Genomic DNA, 19183 nt, shown 5'->3' with positions numbered 1-19183 from the left:
CAGTGTATCGCGGGCCTCCGACAAGTTCGGATGGCTCCGATCGGGCACCTGTGGGCGATCGGAATTGTCGGTGGCGAGCGTTATGGTTTGTTTCGGGTCAAGGAGGAAGGCCTGACGGAGAGACGGCTCAGCGCAGCACATTTGACGCGTACCCGATGAAAGTCGGGACCGCGCATGATCTTTGAGAACTTCATAGTGACGCCCGACCGGAGGGTGCCTGCTCAACCATGTGCGGTCAGATGGTGCCAAAATCGGTTGCGGCCCTGCGTATCGTCAGAACATGGACGTGTGGACGGAGCGACTGAGGCTACGGCAGCCCGACGAATCGGATGTCGAGCCGATCTTCCGTGCCTGTCAGGACCCGGACATCCAACGGTTCACCCTGGTTCCGGTGCCCTACACTCGCGCTGACGCAACGGGATTCGTGTGGATGACCGCTGAGCGCGCGCAGTCGCACACCTGGACCATCCGCACCCGCGCGGGTGACGAGTTCGTCGGCGTCGTCGGCATCATGGAGCGCGAGGACCGCGTCGCGATCGGCTACTGGTGTGCGCCCGGTCAACGGGGGCGCGGTTACCTCGGCGAGGCGGTGGCCGGGGTCGTCGACCATGGCTTCGGGACCCTGGGTCTGCCCGAGATCAACTGGAGTGCGCTTGTCGGCAACATCGCGTCCGCCCGGTTGGCCGCTGGGCTCGGGTTCCGCTACGTCGGGCGGCGCACCGAATCGGTCCGCGGTGATGATGCGGAGCTACATACCGCTGTGCTGCAGCGCACCGATCGTCGCGACCGCCAGACCTGGCCGGTCGAGGTGTACGCCACCCGCTGAGGAAGCCGTTGCGGCGACGGTCTACTAGGGTTGTTCCTTGTGTCTCCAGCCTCGCTGTCGGTGGTGTCCGACGCGGTCACGGTGCGAGTGCCGGCCAAGGTCAACCTGTACCTCGGCGTCGGACCGCTCCGCGATGACGGCTACCACGACCTGGTGACCGTCTTCCAGGCGCTGTCGCTGTGCGACGACGTGCGCGTCAGCCCCAGCACCGACCTGCACGTGACCACCACCGGGGAGGGTGCCGCCGAGGTGCCCTCCGACGGCGACAACCTCGCGGCCCGAGCGGTCACTGCGGTGGGTACCCGCGTCGGCCGCACGCCCAAGGTGGCCATCGACGTCACCAAACGCATCCCGGTCGCCGGTGGCATGGCCGGCGGCAGTGCCGACGCCGCAGGAGCGCTCGTCGGGGTGTCCGCGTTGTGGGATCTCGACCTGGACCGCACCGACCTCGCCGACATCGCGGCCGACCTGGGCAGCGACGTGCCCTTCGCGCTGCACGGCGGCACCGCGCTGGGCACCGGTCGAGGCGAGCAACTGATGTCGATCCTGGCGCGCGGCGAATTCCATTGGGTGCTGGCGCTTTCCCGCGTCGGACTGTCTACGCCCGCGGTATACCGCGAGCTGGATCGGTTGCGTGAGAACCGTTCTCAGTACGACATCGAGGTGGAGCGACCCGACGAGCTGATGGCTGCGCTCACCTCGGGTGACCCGCACAAGGTTGCGCCCCTGCTGCGCAACGATCTTCAACCCGCCGCGCTGAGCTTGCAGCCCACTCTGCGTCGTACCTTGCGTGCGGGCATCGACGCCGGCGCGCTCAATGGCATCGTCTCCGGATCGGGTCCGACGTGTGCCTTCCTGTGCGCCGATGAGGCCGCAGCGGTCAACGTGGCCGCGGAACTATCCGGCGCGGGGGTCGCGCGGGCCGTACGCACGGCAAGTGGACCGGTGCCGGGCGCGCGCATCCTCATCAACTGAGGCTGAGGTCCCGTCAACTCCCGAACACGTTGATCGCGTTGCCGTAGGCGCGCAGTCCGGCGATCGACCCGTTGTAGCGGTTGAGGTCAACGCGGGTCGGCACGCCGGGTAGCCATCCGGAGTCGGTGAACTGCCAGAAGGTCCAGGTGTTCCATCCGCCGCGCGGCATTTGCGGTCCGCTGCCGCCGCGGTACGACGCGATCCACAGCGGATGGTCGGCGAACTCGCGGGTGCCGGCCATCGCGGAGTTCCAGAAGTTGGGATAGGTGTAGATGATCGTCTTGCGTCCGGTCAGCGGCTCGAGAACGGCGAAGAACTCGCGCAACCAGGCGGCCAGTGCGCGGGGTCCGAGCCCTCCGCTGTGTTCGAAGTCCAGCACCGGCGGTAGATCCAGGATGCCGTTCTGGCCGAGCACCATGGTCGCGTAGAAGATCGCCTGCGGTGCGGCCGGCCGACTGGGGTCGGCGTAGTGGTAGGTGCCGCGGATCAGTCCGGCCGCCCGCATCGCGAGGCTGTCGGAAATGAAGTACGGATTGACGTACCAGGTGGATTCGGTGGCCTTGACCATCGCCAACTGCTGTCCGGAGGCACGCACCGCGAACCAGTTGATCGACGCGCCGCCCGGATGCTGATGACTCGAGACGTCGGGTCCGACCTGCGGCGCGGCGTTCGCGGTGGCGCCCACCGCCGCCGACATCCCGATCGTGGCCGCGACGGCGGTGGTGGTGATCATTCGTCGGCAGAACACGTTTGCCACGGTAGGGGATCGGTGCGGGTCATGCAGTCCATTCCGCTGACCACGACCCGATAGTTCAGTACGGTTCGAGCCATGCGAGTCACGGCACGCCTGGGCGGACTGATCACCTCGACAGTGACGGTGATGATCGTCGTCGCCGGCTTACTCACGGGTTCGGCGACCGCCGCGCCCGCGCCACCGACAGCACGGGTCGGCACGGTGCTCCAGCAGACCGCGCTGGCGCCCTCGCAGCTGCCCACCGGCGCCGCACGTGGCTATCGGCTGCTCTACGTCACCCGTGATCAGCGCGGTCGTCCGGTCACCAGTACCGGTGCTCTCTACCTGCCCCGCGGGCAGGCTCCCGCCGGTGGCTGGCCGGTGTTCTCGTGGGCGCACGGGACCAGTGGGATCTCCGACCAGTGCTCGCCCAGCGCGGAGCCGGGGGCGCGTCGCGACGCGTTGGAGCCGTCGATCTCGCGGGCGCTGCGCTCGGGATATGCGGTGACGGCGACCGACTACCCGGGCCTGGGCAGCGGAGGGGTCGCCGAGTACCTGGGCGGTCGGGCCGAGGGCTACGCGGTCATCGACATGATTCGTGCGGGGCGACGCGTCGACCCGCAGCTCTCGCGACGATGGGTGTCCAGCGGTCACTCGCAGGGCGGCCATGCGGCGATCTGGGCGGCCCACCTGGCGCCGCGCTACGCTCCCGAGCTCCCGCTCAAGGGCACGGTCGCGTTTGCCCCCGCCTCCCAGATCGAGCGGATCTTCCCGGTGCTCGCACCCGGCGCACCCGACCTGGGCCGTTTCAACGGCGCCGCCGGACTCCTGCTCTACGTGATCTCCGGTCTCGACCACGCGCGCCCCGAGCTGCATGTGCAGGATCACCTCACGCCGCTGGGTCGCGACTGGGTGGCCCGCGCCCGCACCCTGTGCGTTTTCCAACTCGCCACGGCCCTGCGCAACGTCGCCCCCGGGACGCTGGTGGCCCGTCCGTTCACCGATCCGGCCACCACCGCGGCACTCATCGACTACCTTGCAGTTCCCGCCGGCGGTTATCGCACACCCGTACGCATCGAACACGGCACCTCCGACACCACGGTTCCGTTTCCGCTCAGCGTGGCGCTGACCGCGCAAATGCGGGCCGCGGGTACCGATGTCACCCTCATCCCGTATCCCGGCGTCGACCATAGGGGGGTGACCCGGGCCGCCGAGGCCGACGCGTTCGCCACCGTGGCGGCGGACTTCGCCCGCCGATGAGCACCCGCTGCGGTGCATAGCAGCGGCCGGCATGGGTGTTGCTAGGGTCGTCCGGTGGCACCCTCGACCCCATCTGCGCTGATCAACGCTGACCGCATCAGCAAGAGTTTCGGTATCAAACCGCTGCTCGAATCGGTCTCGCTGGGCGTCCACGAAGGCCAACGCATCGGCGTCGTCGGCCTCAACGGCGGCGGTAAGACGACGCTGCTGGAGATCCTCGGCGGCATCACCGAACCCGACAGCGGACGCATCTCCCGCGCCGGCGACATCAAGGTCGCGACCGTCACCCAGCGCGGGGAACTCCCGGTCGGTGCCACCGTCGCCGAGGTCGTCGTCGGGGGTCCGGAAGTCGCGGTGCACGAGTGGGCGGGCGACCCGCGCGTCCGCGGCATCCTCGCCGGTATCGGGGTCGACGGTCTGCTCGATTCCCGCGTCGACGAACTCTCCGGCGGACAACGCCGTCGGGTGGGCCTGGCCGCCGCGCTGGTCTCCGACGCCGACCTGCTGATCCTCGACGAGCCGACCAACCACCTCGACGTCGAAGGCGTGCAATGGCTCGCCGATCATCTGGTCGGCCGGCGCAGCGCGCTCATCGTCGTCACTCACGACCGCTGGTTCCTCGACACCGTCGCCCAACGCACCTGGGAGGTCCACTCCGGGCGGGTCGACGAGTACGAGGGCGGCTACAACGACTGGATCTTCGCCCGCGCCGAACGCGCTCGGCTCTCCGACGCCGCCGAGGAACGACGACGCAACCTGGCCCGCAAAGAACTCGCGTGGTTGCGCCGCGGACCACCGGCCCGTACGTCCAAGCCGCGCTACCGGATCGAGGCCGCGGAGAAGCTGATCGCCGACGTCCCGCCGCCGCGCGACTCCGTCACCCTGTCCGCGTTCGCCAAGCGCCGCCTCGGTCGGGTGGCCATCGAACTCGAGGACGCGCGGATCGCCACGCCAACCGACGACGTCTTGCTCGACGACCTGACCTGGCGGCTCGCGCCTGGCGAACGCGTCGGTCTGGTCGGGGTGAACGGATCCGGCAAGACGACGCTGCTGCGGGCATTGGCCGGCGAGGTCGACGTGTCGCCGGGACGCCGGATCGAGGGCACCACCGTCACCATCGGGTGGCTGCGCCAGGAACTCGACGACCTCGATCCCGATCAGCGGCTACTCGACGCCGTCGAGTCGGTGGCCGGTCGAATCATGGTGGGGGACAAGGAACTCTCGGCGAGTCAGCTGGCCGAGCGGCTCGGGTTCACGCCTGCACGGCAGCGGACACCGGTGCGCGACCTGTCCGGTGGCGAACGCCGTCGACTGCAGATGACGCGGGTCCTGATGTCCGAACCCAACGTGCTCCTGCTCGACGAGCCCACCAACGACCTCGACATCGACACGCTGCAGCAACTCGAGGATCTCCTCGACAACTGGGCCGGCACTCTCGTGGTGATCAGCCACGACCGCTACCTCATCGAGCGCATCTGTGACAGCACGTGGGCGCTGTTCGGCGACGGCACGCTGACCAACCTGCCCGGTGGAATCGAGCAGTACCTCACACGTCGCCGTGAACTGGCGAGCGCCCCACCGCGCCGGGCCGCCACATCGCCGACCGCCGCGGCGACCCCCACGCAGGCCGCTCCGGCGGAGACGGGATTGAGTCCGGCCGAGCATCGCGAGGCACGCAAGACGATGAATCGGCTGGAACGACAGATCCAGCAGCTGGATAAACGCGAGGATCAGCTGCATGACGACTTGGTCGCGGCGGCAACCGATCCCGACCGGCTGATGACGCTGAACGCCGAACTCAAAGAGGTCGTCGACGCCAAGGAGACCGCCGAGGCGGAGTGGCTCGAGGTCGCCGAGCGGGTCGAGTGAATCGCTGGTTGAGCAGGCCCGAGGAACGAGGGCCGTGTCGAAACCTCAGCGACGAATCGCCGCGTTCACCATGCCGGCGATGGCGATCGCACCGGCCTGATTGATGTGATACGGGTACGCGATGCTGCCGTTGGACAGTGAACTCTCGTACCACGGATTGATCAGATTGCACGGATCGTGGCCTGCGGACAGGCGATTGGCGTCGACGAACGTCCCGTCGACCTTGTTCGTCGCCCGACGCAGCGCGTTGTTGGCGCGGTCGAAGACGCCGTTCATCCAGCGCACGTCGGGGTCGCTGACCGGGACCATCGGCCAGCACCCATGGTTACCCATGAATCCGCCGATGCCCACGACAATGATCTGGGCGCGCGGGGCCTTCCGTCGGATGGCACGCAACGCCGGCGTCACCCGACCCTCCATCAGATTGATCCGCCAGTTGGTCTCCGCGGCGAGTTGGCGGTTCGAACGGCAGAAGCGATCGGCGAACGGGGTCGCGGTGCAGCGGCCCAGTATTGCGCCCCAGCGCATGTCATTGCCGCCGATGCTGACGGTCACGACCTGGGCGTCACGGGGCACCAACCACACCTGCGGGGGTTTCCTGCCGAACCGGGTGGGCTGACCGGCCGAGTACAGGTTCGCCGACACCGCCCCGGCGCAGGACGTGTCGATGAACTGCCGCGGCAGGGTCATCACCGCCACCAACGACGGATAGTTGATGGCCGACCGTTTGCAGCCGAGGAAATAGTCGGGCGTGGGGGTGAAAAAGCCGCCGGAGGCGCGTGAATCGCCCATTGCCACGTAGGGACCGTTCGAATAGCGGACCGGGGTCGCCGGACCGGGCGCGGCCTGCGCAAATGGCGTCGACGCCGCACCGAACGCGGTGGCGATCACCACTGCCAGCGCCAGCATCATCGAGTACCCGAACCGACGTCGACCCACCACACACCTCACGTAGCCCACCAGACAAGTCACCTGCGGCCGTGACCGCAGGTTCTCAGGGGATTGTAAGGGAGAGCCGATCGGGTGACCTCAGGTCGTCGATTGTCGCTGCGCGGCGACGTCGCAGCGCCGGGCGAACGCCGTGATCGCTTCGGCTGTCCGCACCGGCTGGATCAGCGGGAACAGGTGGGTGGCGCGGGGAAGGATCTGCAGTCGCGCATCTGCGGCCGCGACGAAACGAGCCTCGTGGATTCGGAACTGGTCCCAGCCGCCGTTGAGGAACTCCACCGGCCCCCGATAGCGGGAGACCGCGTCCAGCGCATCGAACGCGGCGAGTTCGTCGACGACGTCCCGGATGGAGTGCAGCGCCAACCCGCCCGCCTCCATGTCGGTGGCCACCCGTCGGCCCACCGCCAGCCGGGTCAACCCCATGCTGACCCACGCCGCCTGCCGCGGTAGCACGCTGGTCGCCACGCCGAACGCCTGGAATGGGGCGGCGAGCAGCCGGCTGGGCTGCGCCGTCGCGCCCATCGCGACGACACCGTCGACGACCGCGGGATGTCGCGCGGCGGTGGCCATCGCGACGTATCCGCCCAACGACATCCCGGCCACCACCGCGTGCCCGCCGAGCGACTCCACCGCGTCGCGCACCGCCGCGACCGCCGCGCCCATGGAGAACGTCTCGGTGCTGCGGGTGCCGTGGCCGGGCAGATCGGGGGTCAGCACCGGTCGGTCGGTGATCGCCTGGGCGATCCGGTGCAACGACGCACCACCGACGCGAAGACCATGAACCAGAACGATCGGCGTGGGCACGTCCACCGAGTATGCCGGTGTCTGCTCCGCACGTCGCGGCGTTCACCCCGCCGTCACCGTCCGTTCGATCCCGATCCGCTCGAGAAACCCTCTGTCGTGCGAGATCACGAGCAACGCCCCCGACCAGTCGGTCAGCGCGTCGGCGAGTTCCTCGGTGGTGTCGATGTCGAGGTTGTTGGTCGGTTCGTCGAGGATCAGCAACCGCGGGGTGGGGGAGCCGAGCACCGCCGAGGCCAACGCAACCCGCAGGCGTTCCCCGCCGGAGAGCACCTCGAGTCGGCGTTCGGCCCGCGCCCCGCGGAACAGGAACCGGGCGAGGTGCGCGCGCACCTGCGACACCGGGACGTCGGGATGGGTGACCTGCAGTTCCTCAGCGATGGTGCGCTGCTCGTCGTCGAACCGGATGAGTTGTGGCACAAGACCATACGGTCCGACGATGCCGTTGGCGTCGATGATCGACCGGATCAGGGTGGTCTTTCCGGAGCCGTTCGCGCCGACGAGCGCCACCCGCTCCGGGCCGTCGATCCGTAGCCGCTCGTCGACGATGATCTGTGCTCGCGGCGATACCTCCATGTCCGGCATGGTGATTCGTGCGGTCAGGTCGTCCCGGATGTCATCGCGGGCGTCGTCGAGCCGCTGCGACGCCTGCACCACGTCGTCGCGATGCGCGGTACGCAGCTTGCCCGCCGACACCTCGGCGGCGTTGCGTCGCAGACCCGCAATGATCTTCGGGACCCGTTTGGTCTCCTCGGCATGCCGCGCGGTGCGGGCCCGGCGGTCGAGTTTGATCTGCGCCTCGGTCAGCTCGCGCCGTTGTCGGCGCAGATCGTTGGCCGCGGTCGCGACCACCGCCTCGGCCGCGGCCTGCTCGGCCGCCACCGACTCGCGGTAGTGCGAGTACGGACCACCGAACAAGCGCACCACACCGTGATAGAGCTCGAGCGTGGCGTCGACGCGTTCGAGGAGTTCCAGGTCGTGACTGATGACGATCACGGTGCCGGAGAACTCGTCGATCAACCGAAAGAGGCGTTGCCGCGCAGCCTGATCGAGGTTGTTGGTCGGCTCGTCGAGCAGTAGGACCGACGGTCGGCGCAGCAACACGGAGGCGATGGCCAGCAGTGTGGCCTCCCCGCCGGACAGCGCCCCGAGCGTGCGGTCCAGGTCGGTGGGCAGCCCCAGCGCCGACAATTGCGCGACCGCGCGTTCGGCGATGTCCCAGTCGTCGCCGACGGCGTCGAAGTCGGCCTCGGCGATCGAACCGGCCTCGATCCGGCCGATGGCCGCGACGGTCCCGTCGATGCCGAGCACCCCGGCGATGGTTGTCTCCGGGCGCGCCTGTGGCTGTTGGGTCACCAGGCCGACGTCGCCGCTGGTGGTGACACTGCCGGTCGATGGCGCGAGGACCCCCGCCAGGAGCGCGAACAGCGTGGACTTGCCGGCACCGTTGGCGCCCACGAGCGAATGGGTGCCGTCGCCGACGGTGAAGGAGACGCCGCGCAGGACCGGGGTGCCGTCGGGCCACGCGAACCCGAGGTCGGACACGGCGACAGAGGAATGCGGAAAGGACACAGACGAACTCCAGAGATGGTCGGGCATCATCGATCGCGGATGCGGTCGACGGCGGAGCATCTCAGCTGTTCATCGCGGTGCGGTCCTCCAAGGTTCGGTGATGTCGCCACCACGATACCGGTCCTGTCCGGTTGGTCCAACCGATTTCTTGTTCACCCGGCGCGCTAACGTGACCTGCATGTCGTTCATTCGCACCTCGATCGCCAACGGTGTCGGCGAGATCGTCCTCGACCGCCCGAAAGCCCTGAACGCGCTCGATCAGACCATGATCGACGACCTGCACGACGTGCTCGCCGCCTGGGGCGACGACGATGCCATCGAGACCGTCCTGGTCACCTCGGCCAGTGATCGGGCGTTCTGCGCCGGCGGCGACATCCGCGCCATCCGTGAGCATGCCCTCGCCGGTGACCACGACGCCGTCACCCACTACTTCAGCAGCGAGTACCGACTCGACCAGATGGTCGCCAATTACCCGAAACCCTATGTGGCACTGGTCGACGGTGCTGCGATGGGCGGCGGACTCGGCATCAGCGTGCACGGCGAGATCCGCGTGGTGACCGAGAAGACGCTGATCGCCATGCCGGAGACCGCCATCGGGTTCCTCCCCGACATCGGTTCGACCTACTTCCTGCCGCGGCTACCCGACGGGGTCGGCATGTGGATGGGCCTGACCGGCGCGCGGATTCGCGGGGTCAACGCGGTGGAGATCGGATTGGCAACACATTTCGTGCCGTCGGCCGAACTGTCCCGGGTGGCCGAACTGATCCGCGGCGGGGCGCCGCTCGGCGAGGCACTCGGTGACTACCGCGACCGTCCGCCGGCCGATGTGCCGCTACGCCAGATCGGTGAGTACTTCGCCGACGACAACGTGGTCGCCATCGAGGGCGGCCTGCGGGGTGCGGTCGGCGACGAGTGGGCCGCCGAGATGGTCGACCTCATCGATCACGCCTCACCGACCAGCCTGTGGGTGACCGCCGCAATGCTCACCGCGGGTGCGCGATCGACCCTCGACGAATGCTTCGATCGGGAACTCCACGCAGCCGGGCAGATCACCCGCACCCCCGACTTCGCCGAAGGGGTGCGGGCCGTGCTCGTCGACAAGGACCGCACACCCCGGTTCGAGCCGGCATCCATCGCCGAGGTCGACCCGGCGGTGGTGGCGCGCATCGTCGGCGACCGCTGAGAACGCCGCTGCCGGTCAGGGTTTCAGCTCGAACCAGCCCGACAGCGCCACCGTCGATGGCGCGCCGATCATCGGCGGCGCCGGCGATGCCAGAGTCGCCGACGACTCATCGGTGTCGTAGGAGACATCATCCTGCGGGGCAAGAGGATTGGTGTCTGATCGGACGGCGACCGGACAACTGAAATGCGCCGCGGCTCGCTTTGACGACAGTGCGGTCACGGTCAGTGGGCACGCGGTCGCATGGTAGTACGTGTCGCCCACCGACACCCCGACCTGCGCGGCGATCGGACCGGTCAGCGGGCCGACGGACGGGCGGTTGGACCCGATCGGTGGCAGCACGCCACCGGTCAGATCGCTTGCCAGGAACTCGATCTGCGCGCCGTCGGCGCCGTCGCCCTTGAAGACGAACAGCAGTGAATCCGGTGGCACCGCCGGATCGGCCGGACCCCACCGGTTGAAGCCGAAGCAGGTGCTGACACCGGCGGTGGTGCTGGTGGGTGACGGTGCGGTGGGCTGCGTGGCTGTGTTCACCGCGATCCGGATGCCGCCGCGATCGAACCGTAGATCGTGGCCGGACCGGTCGGTGGTGCCGGAGTCGGGGGTCTCCCGGCAGGTCTGCGCATCGAATCGGGTGGACACCGCGGGTGCCGCCGTCGAGGACGCGACGGTACTGAGGGTGCCCGGCGTGCTGTTCGGGGTACCGCAGGCCGAGACGCCGACCAGCGCTGCCACCGTGACGCCCAGGAGTACGGCACGTGGGGGTCGAGCCACGAAGACCCTCAATCCGCCGTTGCGACAAGTGGTTCCAGCATCAGGTCGGGATGTTCTTTCTCCACGTACTGCAGCCGCCACTTGTCGCTGAACAGTGCCAGCAGCGCGCCGTCGGTGCGGGTGAACACCTCGACGCCGCGTTGCCGGGTGAGTTCGGTGGCACTCTGTTCATCGGTGCGTCGGGCCAGCGAGTAGCCGAGCGGCTCGATGGTGGTGTCGACGTTGAACTCGGATTTCATCCGCGCGGTGACGACCTCGAACTGCATCGGTCCGACCGCCGCGAGGACCGGCGACGCATCACCGCGCAGGTCGTTGCGCAGCACCTGCACCACACCTTCGCTGTCGAGCTGGTCCATCGCCTTGCGGAACTGCTTGTACTTGTCGGCGGTGTTCACGCGCAGCGCCGAAAAATGTTCCGGCGCAAAGGACGGGATCGGCGGGTACTGCACCTTGGGGTCGATGTAGAGCGTGTCGCCGGGGGCCAGCGCCATCGCGTTCACCAGGCCCACCACGTCGCCCGGGTAGGCGAGGTCCACGGTGGAGCGATCGCGTCCGAACACCGCTTGGGCGTACTTGGTGGCGAACGGTTTTCCGGTCTGGGCGTGCGTGACGACCATGCCGCGCTCGAACTCCCCGGAGACGATCCGCATGTACGCCAACCGATCTCGGTGACTGGTGTCCATGCCGGCCTGCACCTTGAACACCACCGCGCTGAACGGATCGGTGACCTCGCGCATCGTACCGTCCACATCGGCGCGGCCGGCCGGCGCCGGCGCCAGCGCCACCAGGGTCTCGAGGAGTTGGCGCACACCGAAATTCAGCATCGCAGACGCAAAGATCATCGGCGAGGTCTGGCCCGCCAGGAACATCTCCTGGTCGTGGTCCTGACCCATCTCGGTGAGCAACTCGCTCTCCTCGAGGGCCGTAGTCCACTCGTCGCCCTCACGGTCGAGTGCCGCATCGGCACTCATGATCTCCTCGGGGGCGACCTTGGCGCCGCCCGCGGTTCGGGTGAAGTGGATGTACTCGCCGGTCTGCCGGTCGAGCAGCCCGCGGAAATCGCCGGCGATGCCCACCGGGAAGAAGAGCGGCGTGGGGATCAGACCGATCCGTTCGGTGATCTCGTCGATCAATTCCAGCGGCGTCTGACCCGGGCGGTCCCACTTGTTGATCACCGTGATCACCGGGATGCCGCGATGGCGGCACACCTGGAACAGCTTGAGCGTCTGCGGTTCCAGGCCTTTCGCGGCGTCGATCAGCATGACCGCGGCGTCGACCGCGGTCAGCACGCGGTAGGTGTCCTCGGAGAAGTCGGCGTGGCCCGGGGTGTCGACGAGGTTGATGACGTGCGGTGTGTCGTCATCGCCGTCGGCGGTGTAGTTGAACTGCAGCGCCGTCGAACTGACGGAGATGCCACGGGCCTTCTCCATCTCCATCCAGTCCGACACCGTGGACTTGCGGCCGGCTTTGCCGTGGATCGCGCCGGCCTCGCTGATCATCCGCGCATGCAGCGCCAAGGCCTCGGTCATCGTCGACTTACCCGCGTCGGGGTGGGAGATGATCGCGAACGTTCGACGACGTTGTACTTCTTGGGCCAGCGCAGAACTCACCCGTCGAGGCTACCGGTCACGTCGTTGACGTGGCAAAAGCGCCGGGATGTTGCGATCTGGCCCGCTCACCGGGCCAGACCGCAACATCGGTGCAGCGGGGAACCGGGTGATTCGCGACGGCGTCCAATTCGCATGACCATCGCGCGCATTCTGGCCGAACACGACGGGGTGATCACGATGCCGCAGGCGCTGGCGTCGGGGCTGAGCCGTTCGTCGGTGCAGCGCAAGATCGCGCGCGGCGAGTGGATCGCGCAGGCGAGAAGTGTCTATCGTGCCGCCGACCATCCGATGAGCCTTCGTGTGCGGGTGCGAGTGGCAGTCGCCTCGGTGGGTCCCGGAGCGGTGCTGTGCGGCGAGGCCGCGGCATGGTGGCACGGCCTGACCCAGGCGGTGCCGACGTCGTTCACCGTCGTGGCACCCAGACGGGGTCGGCATGCCGGGGCGGTGCGGTGGGCGTCGGTGTGCCACCGGCAGATCGGTGATGTCGACATCGTCGAGCGAGATGGTCTGTGTCTGAACGCGATTCCGTTCACCGTACTCGACTCGGCGATCGAGCTCGGGGCGCAGGTGCTCGACAATGCACTCTTGCTCGACCGGGTCACGCTGCAGGAACTGGCGGAGGTGCACGCACGCTATCCGCGGCGGGCCGGGGTCGGACGCGCGCGGACGCTCCTGGCGTCACTCGAATCCGGAGCGCGATCAGCAGCCGAACGACTCGCGGTGCAGGTGTTCGACCACGGTGGCATCAGTGGGTGGCGGGCGAACCAGGAAGTGTGCGGGTATTTGGCCGACTTCGTGTTCGACGAGAAGAAGGTCATCGTCGAGATCGACGGATTCGCCTTTCACCGGGACGCGAAGACGTTCCAGCGTGACCGCACCAAGCGCAACGCCTGGACCGCAGCAGGTTACACGACGCTCAATTTCACCTGGGACGACCTCGACGCGCGACCGGACCAGGTTGTGGAGACGGTGGAGCGCGCCTTTTCGGCATAGATTTTGCGGTCTGGCCCGCTCACCGGGCAAGACCGCAACATCGGTGAGCCGTAGCCCCCTACTCGAACGGCACCGGCGGCATCTTGATGACCTGGGCCGCATAGCTCAGACCCGCACCGTAACCGAGGAGCAGGGCGGTGTCGCCGGGCTTGGCCTTGCCGGTCGAGAGCAAATCCTCGATGGCCAGCGGAATCGAGGCGGCACTGGTGTTACCGGTGTGCTCGATGTCGTTGGCGACGACGGTGCCCTCACGCAGTTTCAGGTTCTTCGCCAGCAGTTCGTTGATCCGCGAGTTCGCCTGATGCGGAACGAAGACGTCGAGATCCTCGGAGCCGATCTTCGCGGCGTCGAGGGCCCGTTGCGCGACCTTGCCCATCTCGAAGGCTGCCCAGCGGAACACCGCGGTGCCCTGCATCCGCAGGTACGGCCGCTGCACGCGGTCGCCGTCGAGGAAGGTGATCCAATCGATGTCCTGGCGGATCGCGTCGAACTGAGATCCGTCGCTGCCCCAGATGACGGGTCCGAGCTGCTGATCCTCGGTCGGTCCGACGACAACCGCGCCGGCGCCGTCGCCGAAGATGAAGCAGTTGGTGCGGTCGGTCATGTCCATGGTCACCGAGAGCTGCTCGGCGCCGATGACCAGCACGTGCGTGGCGCTGCCGCCGCGGATCATGTCCGACGCAATGGCCATGGCGTATCCGAAGCCGGCGCAGCCGACGGTCACGTCGAACGCCGGAACACCGTTGGCGCCGAGTTCGGTGGCGACCTTGACCGCGCCCGCGGGGGTCAGCAGCAGGTGGGTGTTGGTGGCGAGGATCACGGCGTCGATGTCCGAGCCGGAGAGCAGGGCATTGGCGATCGCGGTGCGGCCGGCGTTCACCGACATCTCGACGACGGTCTCGTCGCGGCGGGCGAACCGGCGGGTCTTGATGCCCGTGCGGGTGTAGATCCATTCGTCCGAGGAATCGATGTGCTGGCAGATCTCGTCGTTGGTGACGACGCGCTCGGGCCGGTAGGCGCCGATGCCCAACATGCCGATGTTGTTGATCCCGGCAGTGTCCGCGATGACAGCCATGAGGGTTCCTTTCGCTATGCGATTCGACATAGACCGTCTCACACGATGACGCTCCCCGGAAGAGCGCCCTGGGTATGACGTCGGACGCTCGAATGGTCGCGATGCTGATGACGTGCGATCTGATCGCTAGAGTTGTCCCGGCTCACATGGAGCCACGACGACTTCAGGGGGCAGCAATGGTCTATCAGGACCCGTACAACAATCAGCCTGGCGGCCACGGTCAGCCGACTCCGTCTCCCTACGGAGGGACCCCGCAGCCCTATGGTCAGCAGCCTTATGGGCAACAGCCCTACGGTCAGCAGCACTATGGGCAGCAACCGTACGGCCAGCAGCCTTACGGCCAGCCGTATGGCCAACCGATGTACGGCCAGCAGCCGTTCATGCCGCAGCCGCTCGGTGCCCAGCATCCCGACGATCTGTCGCTGCCGCTCTACCGCGCCAATATGAGTCAGGCCGTCAAACGGTACTTCCGCAATTACGTGAACTTCTCCGGTCGCGCCTCGCAGAGCGAGTTCTGGTTTGCCTACCTCTTCAACGTGCTGTCGATCCTCGTGCTGACGGTTGTGTCGGTCCTCATTGCCGGCGTTTCCGGCGGCAACTCTGTGGGTGGCGTGCTGGCCAGCATCCTCATGATCCTGGCCATGCTGTTCTCGCTCGCGGTGATCCTGCCGGGTATCTCGGTCGCGGTGCGCCGCCTGCACGACGCCAACCAGAGCGGCGCCTGGCTCTTCTGCGTGTTCATCCCGGTCGTCGGTGGCTTCACCACCCTCGTCGTCGGGCTGCTCCCGTCCGATCCGGCGGGTGTGCACTACGACCGACGCTGACCCTCGGCGTGAATTGCCTTCTCCTCGATCATCGTTCGGTACCGCGCGCGGTCGGCGACCATCTGCCGACCCGGATCATCCGACGGCGGTGTCCACACCTCCGGTGAGGGTGTGAAGCGTAGGCGCCCGGCTGCCAGATCCGCCAAGACCGTGGTGAGCCACTCGAGTTCGGCCCGGGCCTCGGCCGCCCACAGTTCGCTGCTGCGCAATGCGTGCGGTGGCACCGCGGGGTTGGTGGCCGGGTCGGTGGCGGCCGGGAAATCGGCGACGATCTCGGTCAGCGACGCGTGCCGGGCGGTGAGCCACTCGGCCGCGCGGGCGTCGCCGGGGATCGGTAGGAGTCCGAACGCGGCATGCAGATCTCGCCGGTCGAAGATGTCCACGGTGAGGATCGCCGTCTCGATCAGTCGATCGAGTTCGGCGCGGCCGACGTCGGTCAGTTCGTAGACCGCGACGTCGCGGGCGCCGTCGGGCAGGTCGTGGCGGCGCAGCAGGCCGTCCGTGGCCAGCCGCGTGAGTCCGTGATAGATCGAGCCCGGGTTGACGTGCGCCCACCGGTCGACCTGCCACGACAACAGTTCGCGTCGGATCTGGTAGCCGTTCACCGGTTCGAAGATCCCCACCGCCCCCAGTAACAGCAGGCGAGTGGTGGTGGCTCCCATGACTTCGGAGGGTAGTCGACAAGTGCGGCACTCCGGAGGACAGTCGTTGACCGCAATTCGATGAATCCTGGGTGTCAGGCCGGTCATTCCTCTTGTGGCCGCCGTCGGATTCGGTCGTTGACATCCGATATAAGCCTTGAGATGGTTGACATGTATTCAAACTTGAATAGTGGGAGATGCACATGATCCACGCACGCGGGCTGGTACAAACCTTTTCCACCGGCCGAGGAAAGAACAAACGAGAGGTACGCGCCGTCGACGGCGTCGACCTCGACATCGCCGAGGGCGAGGTGGTCGGCTTTCTCGGTCCGAACGGCGCCGGGAAGACCACCACCCTGCGCATGCTGACCACGCTGCTGCGGCCCACCGCGGGCACGGCCACGGTCAACGGCTATGACGTCGTCGAGGACTCGGTGATGGTGCGGCGCAGCATCGGCTACGTGTCGCAGGCCGGTGGCGCCTTCAGTCAGGCTCGGGCCGGCGACGAGGTCGTCGACCACGGCATGCTCTATGGCCTCTCGCGGGCCGAGGCGACCGCCACCGGACAAGCGCTGTTCGAACAGCTGCAACTCGAGGGACTCTGGGAACGCATGCCCAAGAACATGTCCGGCGGCCAGAAGCGGCGCCTCGACATCGTGATGGGCCTCGTGCACAACCCGACCCTGGTGTTCCTCGACGAACCCACCACCGGCCTCGACCCGCAGGCCCGCGCCAACCTCTGGGAACACATCCGGAAGCTGCGCACCGAGCGTGGCGCCACGGTCTTCCTCACCACGCATTACCTCGACGAGGCCGATGAGCTGTCCGACCGGATCCTCATCATCGACAACGGGAAGATCGTCGCCGCCGACACCCCGGACAATCTCAAGGCGCAGGTCTCCGGTGATCTCGTCGACATCGAGGTCGCCGACGGCGCGTGGGTGACCAGTGCCGCAGAGAAGTTGGCGTCGGTCGCCGCCGAGGTGGAAACCGACGGACGCCACGTACGGGGCCGCGTCCGCCGAGCGGGCCGCGAAGTGCCCGGTCTACTGCGGGAACTCGACACCATCGGTGTCGCACTCGACTCGATCGAGGTCATCCGCCCGACCCTCGACGACGTCTTCCTCACCCTCACCGGCCGATCCCTGCGCGACGCGCAGGACGAACAACCATCCGACGACACCGCGGTCGCCGACGACGCGTCGCCCGCCGCCGTCCCGGCTCAAGGAGCGCAGCAGTGATGACCATGGTCCGCGAGAGCAACATCGTGTTCCGCCGGCAGATCCGGATGAACCTCCGCAATCCCGCCTGGGTGCTGATCGGCATCATGCAGCCGGTGATGTACCTGGTGCTGTTCGGGCCGCTGCTCAAACCGCTGGTGAGCCAGTTCCCGGGCGGCTCCGACAACGCCTACACGTTTCTGGTGCCCGGACTTCTGGTGCAGCTGGGCATGTTCGGTGCCTTCTTCGCCGGCTTCGGGCTGATCGGGGAGTGGCGTGAGGGCGTGATCGAGGCCGAACGCGTCACCCCCGCCAGCCGCACCGCGCTGCTCACCGGTCGCCTGACGCGTGACGTCGCGCAGCTGTTCGTGCAGGCGGTGATCCTCGTCGTGCTCGGCCTGCTGATGGGTATGCGTGGGTCGTTCGTCGGGATCGTCGTCGGCATCCTGATCACCCTGCTCGTCGGCGGCGCCTGTGCCGCGGCGTCAAATGCGTTGGCGCTCACCACCAAGAGTGAAGACGTCATGGCGCCGGTGATCAACATGGTGATGATGCCGGTGTTGCTGCTGTCGGGCATCCTGCTGCCGATGACCCTGGGCCCGGAGTGGCTGCAGAAGCTCAGCGACTTCATGCCGTTCCGCTGGATCGTCGACGCGGTCCGTGCTTCCTTCGCCGGGGATGTCATGTCGTCCACCACGTTCTGGGGCTTACTCACCGCGCTGATTTTGTCGGCCCTCGGAACCTGGTGGGGGACATCGGTTTTCCGCAAGGAGAATGCCTGACTACCCGGTGCTGGTCTCCGCCGGCGCCGGGGGCAACGTGACGACCGCCCCGGCGTAGCTGAGCCCGGCCCCGAATCCGAGGAGTAGGGCGGTCTGGCCGCCGCGCGCCTTGCCGGTGGCCAGCATCTCCTCCATGGCCAACGGGATCGACGCCGCCGACGTATTGCCGGTGTTCTCGATGTCGTTGGCCATCGGGATGTCATCGGCGAGGCCGAGGTTCTTCTTCATCAGCTCGTTGATGCGGGCGTTCGCCTGATGTGGCACGAAGACCTCGATGTCCTCGATCGCTACGCCGGAGGTCTCGATCACCGAACCCAGCGCCTTGGGCAAGGTGATTGCCGCCCACCGGAATACGCGCGGACCCTGCATCGTGACGACCATCCGCCCGACGGGATCGGTGTCGGGATCCTTGTGCTGATACTCCTGCGCGCGGTCCATGTACTCGGGGATGTCGTAGTTCTGGCCGATCGCTTCGGCGTTCTCGCCGTCGCTGCCCCACACCGTCGGCGAGATCCCGTTCTCCTCGCTCGGCCCGACGACGACCGCGCCGGCGCCGTCGCCGAAGATGAACGCGGTGTTGCGGTCGGTCGGGTCCATCACCACCGACATCGTCTCGACCCCGACGACGAGCACGTAGTCGGCCGAGCCGGCGCGGATCGTGTCGGCGGCGACACCGAGGGCGTAGCCGAAGCCGCCGCATCCGGCGGCGACGTCGTAGGCGGGGATGCCGTTGATCCCGATGTCGTAGGCCACGATCGGACCACCGTGCGGGATCTTCGTCTTCCAGCTGTTGGTGGCCAGGATCAGCGCGCCGATCCGCTCCTTCGGCACCCCGGCGTTGCGGATCGCGCGTTCGGCTGCGGCGGCCGCCATCGAGCGTGCCGATTCGTCGCCGCTGATCCACCGCCGATTGCGGATACCGCTGCGCTCGAAGATCCACTCATCGGTCGAGTCGAGCACCTCGCAGACCTCGTCGTTGCTGACAAGTCGGGTGGGTCGGTAGGCGCCGATGCCCAACATCGCGACGTCTCGGTGACCGGTTCGCACCGCTATTCCCACGGCAGGCTCCATTCCTCGTCGAGTGGCCTTTTCGCGAGTCT

General features: G+C 67.5%; 18 protein-coding genes. 9 read left to right on the top strand and 9 right to left on the bottom strand.

The window, feature by feature from the left end:
- Nucleotides 1–280: 280 nt before the first annotated feature.
- A complete protein-coding gene (locus tag AAFP30_RS28290; protein WP_419233385.1) occupies nucleotides 281–826 on the top strand; it encodes a GNAT family N-acetyltransferase in 546 nt (181 codons plus the stop codon).
- 39 nt (nucleotides 827–865) lie between these two features.
- Nucleotides 866–1801: a 4-(cytidine 5'-diphospho)-2-C-methyl-D-erythritol kinase gene (locus AAFP30_RS28285; RefSeq protein WP_419233384.1), complete on the top strand. Its 936-nt coding sequence runs from the start codon at nucleotides 866–868 to the stop codon at nucleotides 1799–1801.
- Nucleotides 1802–1814: 13 nt separating this feature from the next.
- Here AAFP30_RS28285 and AAFP30_RS28280 read toward each other — a convergent pair whose 3' ends face one another.
- Nucleotides 1815–2534, bottom strand: coding sequence for a glycoside hydrolase family 25 protein (locus AAFP30_RS28280; RefSeq protein WP_419233383.1), 720 nt, complete (start codon nucleotides 2532–2534; stop codon nucleotides 1815–1817).
- 96 nt (nucleotides 2535–2630) lie between these two features.
- On the opposite strand from AAFP30_RS28280, the gene AAFP30_RS28275 reads away from it, so the two are divergent.
- The gene (locus AAFP30_RS28275) at nucleotides 2631–3794 is read left to right on the top strand and encodes a lipase family protein (RefSeq protein WP_419233382.1); all 1164 of its coding nucleotides are present in this window, start codon (nucleotides 2631–2633) and stop codon (nucleotides 3792–3794) included.
- A gap of 54 nt (nucleotides 3795–3848) precedes the next feature.
- Entirely contained in the window at nucleotides 3849–5663 is a 1815-nt protein-coding gene (locus AAFP30_RS28270; RefSeq protein ID WP_419233381.1) for an ABC-F family ATP-binding cassette domain-containing protein, read from the top strand.
- A 45-nt stretch (nucleotides 5664–5708) separates the two neighbouring features.
- Here AAFP30_RS28270 and AAFP30_RS28265 read toward each other — a convergent pair whose 3' ends face one another.
- The 3 genes from AAFP30_RS28265 to AAFP30_RS28255 all read right to left on the bottom strand — a co-directional run bounded on the left by AAFP30_RS28265 (nucleotide 5709) and on the right by AAFP30_RS28255 (nucleotide 9011).
- Entirely contained in the window at nucleotides 5709–6575 is an 867-nt protein-coding gene (locus tag AAFP30_RS28265; protein ID WP_419233391.1) for an SGNH/GDSL hydrolase family protein, read from the bottom strand.
- Between the two features lie 117 nt (nucleotides 6576–6692).
- Nucleotides 6693–7415 carry an alpha/beta fold hydrolase gene (locus AAFP30_RS28260; RefSeq protein ID WP_419233380.1) on the bottom strand — a complete coding sequence of 241 codons (723 nt, stop codon included), beginning with the start codon at nucleotides 7413–7415 and terminating at the stop codon, nucleotides 6693–6695.
- Nucleotides 7416–7457: 42 nt separating this feature from the next.
- Nucleotides 7458–9011: an ABC-F family ATP-binding cassette domain-containing protein gene (locus AAFP30_RS28255; protein WP_419233390.1), complete on the bottom strand. Its 1554-nt coding sequence runs from the start codon at nucleotides 9009–9011 to the stop codon at nucleotides 7458–7460.
- A gap of 151 nt (nucleotides 9012–9162) precedes the next feature.
- Here AAFP30_RS28255 and AAFP30_RS28250 point away from each other — a divergent pair, with 151 nt between their 5' ends.
- Nucleotides 9163–10167: an enoyl-CoA hydratase/isomerase family protein gene (locus AAFP30_RS28250; protein ID WP_419233379.1), complete on the top strand. Its 1005-nt coding sequence runs from the start codon at nucleotides 9163–9165 to the stop codon at nucleotides 10165–10167.
- Nucleotides 10168–10182: 15 nt separating this feature from the next.
- On the opposite strand, the gene AAFP30_RS28245 is transcribed toward AAFP30_RS28250, so the two are convergent.
- Both AAFP30_RS28245 and AAFP30_RS28240 read right to left on the bottom strand, forming a co-directional pair.
- Nucleotides 10183–10938: a hypothetical protein gene (locus AAFP30_RS28245; RefSeq protein ID WP_419233378.1), complete on the bottom strand. Its 756-nt coding sequence runs from the start codon at nucleotides 10936–10938 to the stop codon at nucleotides 10183–10185.
- Between the two features lie 8 nt (nucleotides 10939–10946).
- Nucleotides 10947–12548, bottom strand: coding sequence for a peptide chain release factor 3 (locus tag AAFP30_RS28240; RefSeq protein WP_419233377.1), 1602 nt, complete (start codon nucleotides 12546–12548; stop codon nucleotides 10947–10949).
- A gap of 132 nt (nucleotides 12549–12680) precedes the next feature.
- Here AAFP30_RS28240 and AAFP30_RS28235 point away from each other — a divergent pair, with 132 nt between their 5' ends.
- The gene (locus AAFP30_RS28235) at nucleotides 12681–13541 is read left to right on the top strand and encodes a DUF559 domain-containing protein (protein WP_419233376.1); all 861 of its coding nucleotides are present in this window, start codon (nucleotides 12681–12683) and stop codon (nucleotides 13539–13541) included.
- A 58-nt stretch (nucleotides 13542–13599) separates the two neighbouring features.
- On the opposite strand, the gene AAFP30_RS28230 is transcribed toward AAFP30_RS28235, so the two are convergent.
- On the bottom strand, nucleotides 13600–14616 hold the full coding sequence (locus AAFP30_RS28230) for a beta-ketoacyl-ACP synthase III (RefSeq protein WP_419233375.1): 1017 nt from the start codon (nucleotides 14614–14616) through the stop codon (nucleotides 13600–13602).
- 176 nt (nucleotides 14617–14792) lie between these two features.
- Here AAFP30_RS28230 and AAFP30_RS28225 point away from each other — a divergent pair, with 176 nt between their 5' ends.
- Complete coding sequence (locus AAFP30_RS28225; protein WP_419233374.1) at nucleotides 14793–15440, top strand: DUF805 domain-containing protein; 648 nt, start codon at nucleotides 14793–14795, stop codon at nucleotides 15438–15440.
- Here AAFP30_RS28225 and AAFP30_RS28220 read toward each other — a convergent pair.
- Nucleotides 15425–16102 carry a PadR family transcriptional regulator gene (locus tag AAFP30_RS28220; protein WP_419233373.1) on the bottom strand — a complete coding sequence of 226 codons (678 nt, stop codon included), beginning with the start codon at nucleotides 16100–16102 and terminating at the stop codon, nucleotides 15425–15427. The genes AAFP30_RS28225 and AAFP30_RS28220 overlap by 16 nt on opposite strands.
- 182 nt (nucleotides 16103–16284) lie before the next feature.
- On the opposite strand from AAFP30_RS28220, the gene AAFP30_RS28215 reads away from it, so the two are divergent.
- Together AAFP30_RS28215 and AAFP30_RS28210 are read left to right on the top strand one after the other, a co-directional pair.
- Nucleotides 16285–17322, top strand: coding sequence for an ATP-binding cassette domain-containing protein (locus tag AAFP30_RS28215; RefSeq protein ID WP_419233372.1), 1038 nt, complete (start codon nucleotides 16285–16287; stop codon nucleotides 17320–17322).
- Complete coding sequence (locus AAFP30_RS28210) at nucleotides 17322–18083, top strand: ABC transporter permease (RefSeq protein WP_419233371.1); 762 nt, start codon at nucleotides 17322–17324, stop codon at nucleotides 18081–18083. Before AAFP30_RS28215 ends, AAFP30_RS28210 begins: the two co-directional genes overlap by 1 nt.
- Here the strand turns inward: AAFP30_RS28210 and AAFP30_RS28205 are convergent, their stop codons facing one another.
- Nucleotides 18084–19103, bottom strand: coding sequence for a beta-ketoacyl-ACP synthase 3 (locus AAFP30_RS28205; RefSeq protein ID WP_419233389.1), 1020 nt, complete (start codon nucleotides 19101–19103; stop codon nucleotides 18084–18086). It lies immediately after the preceding gene.
- Nucleotides 19104–19183: the final 80 nt, after the last annotated feature.

Source organism: Gordonia sp. CPCC 205515 (assembly GCF_048537925.1).
Taxonomy (GTDB): domain Bacteria; phylum Actinomycetota; class Actinomycetes; order Mycobacteriales; family Mycobacteriaceae; genus Gordonia.
The sequence above is the reverse complement of the archived record's forward strand: the minus strand, read 5'-3'. Positions and strand labels throughout refer to the sequence as shown.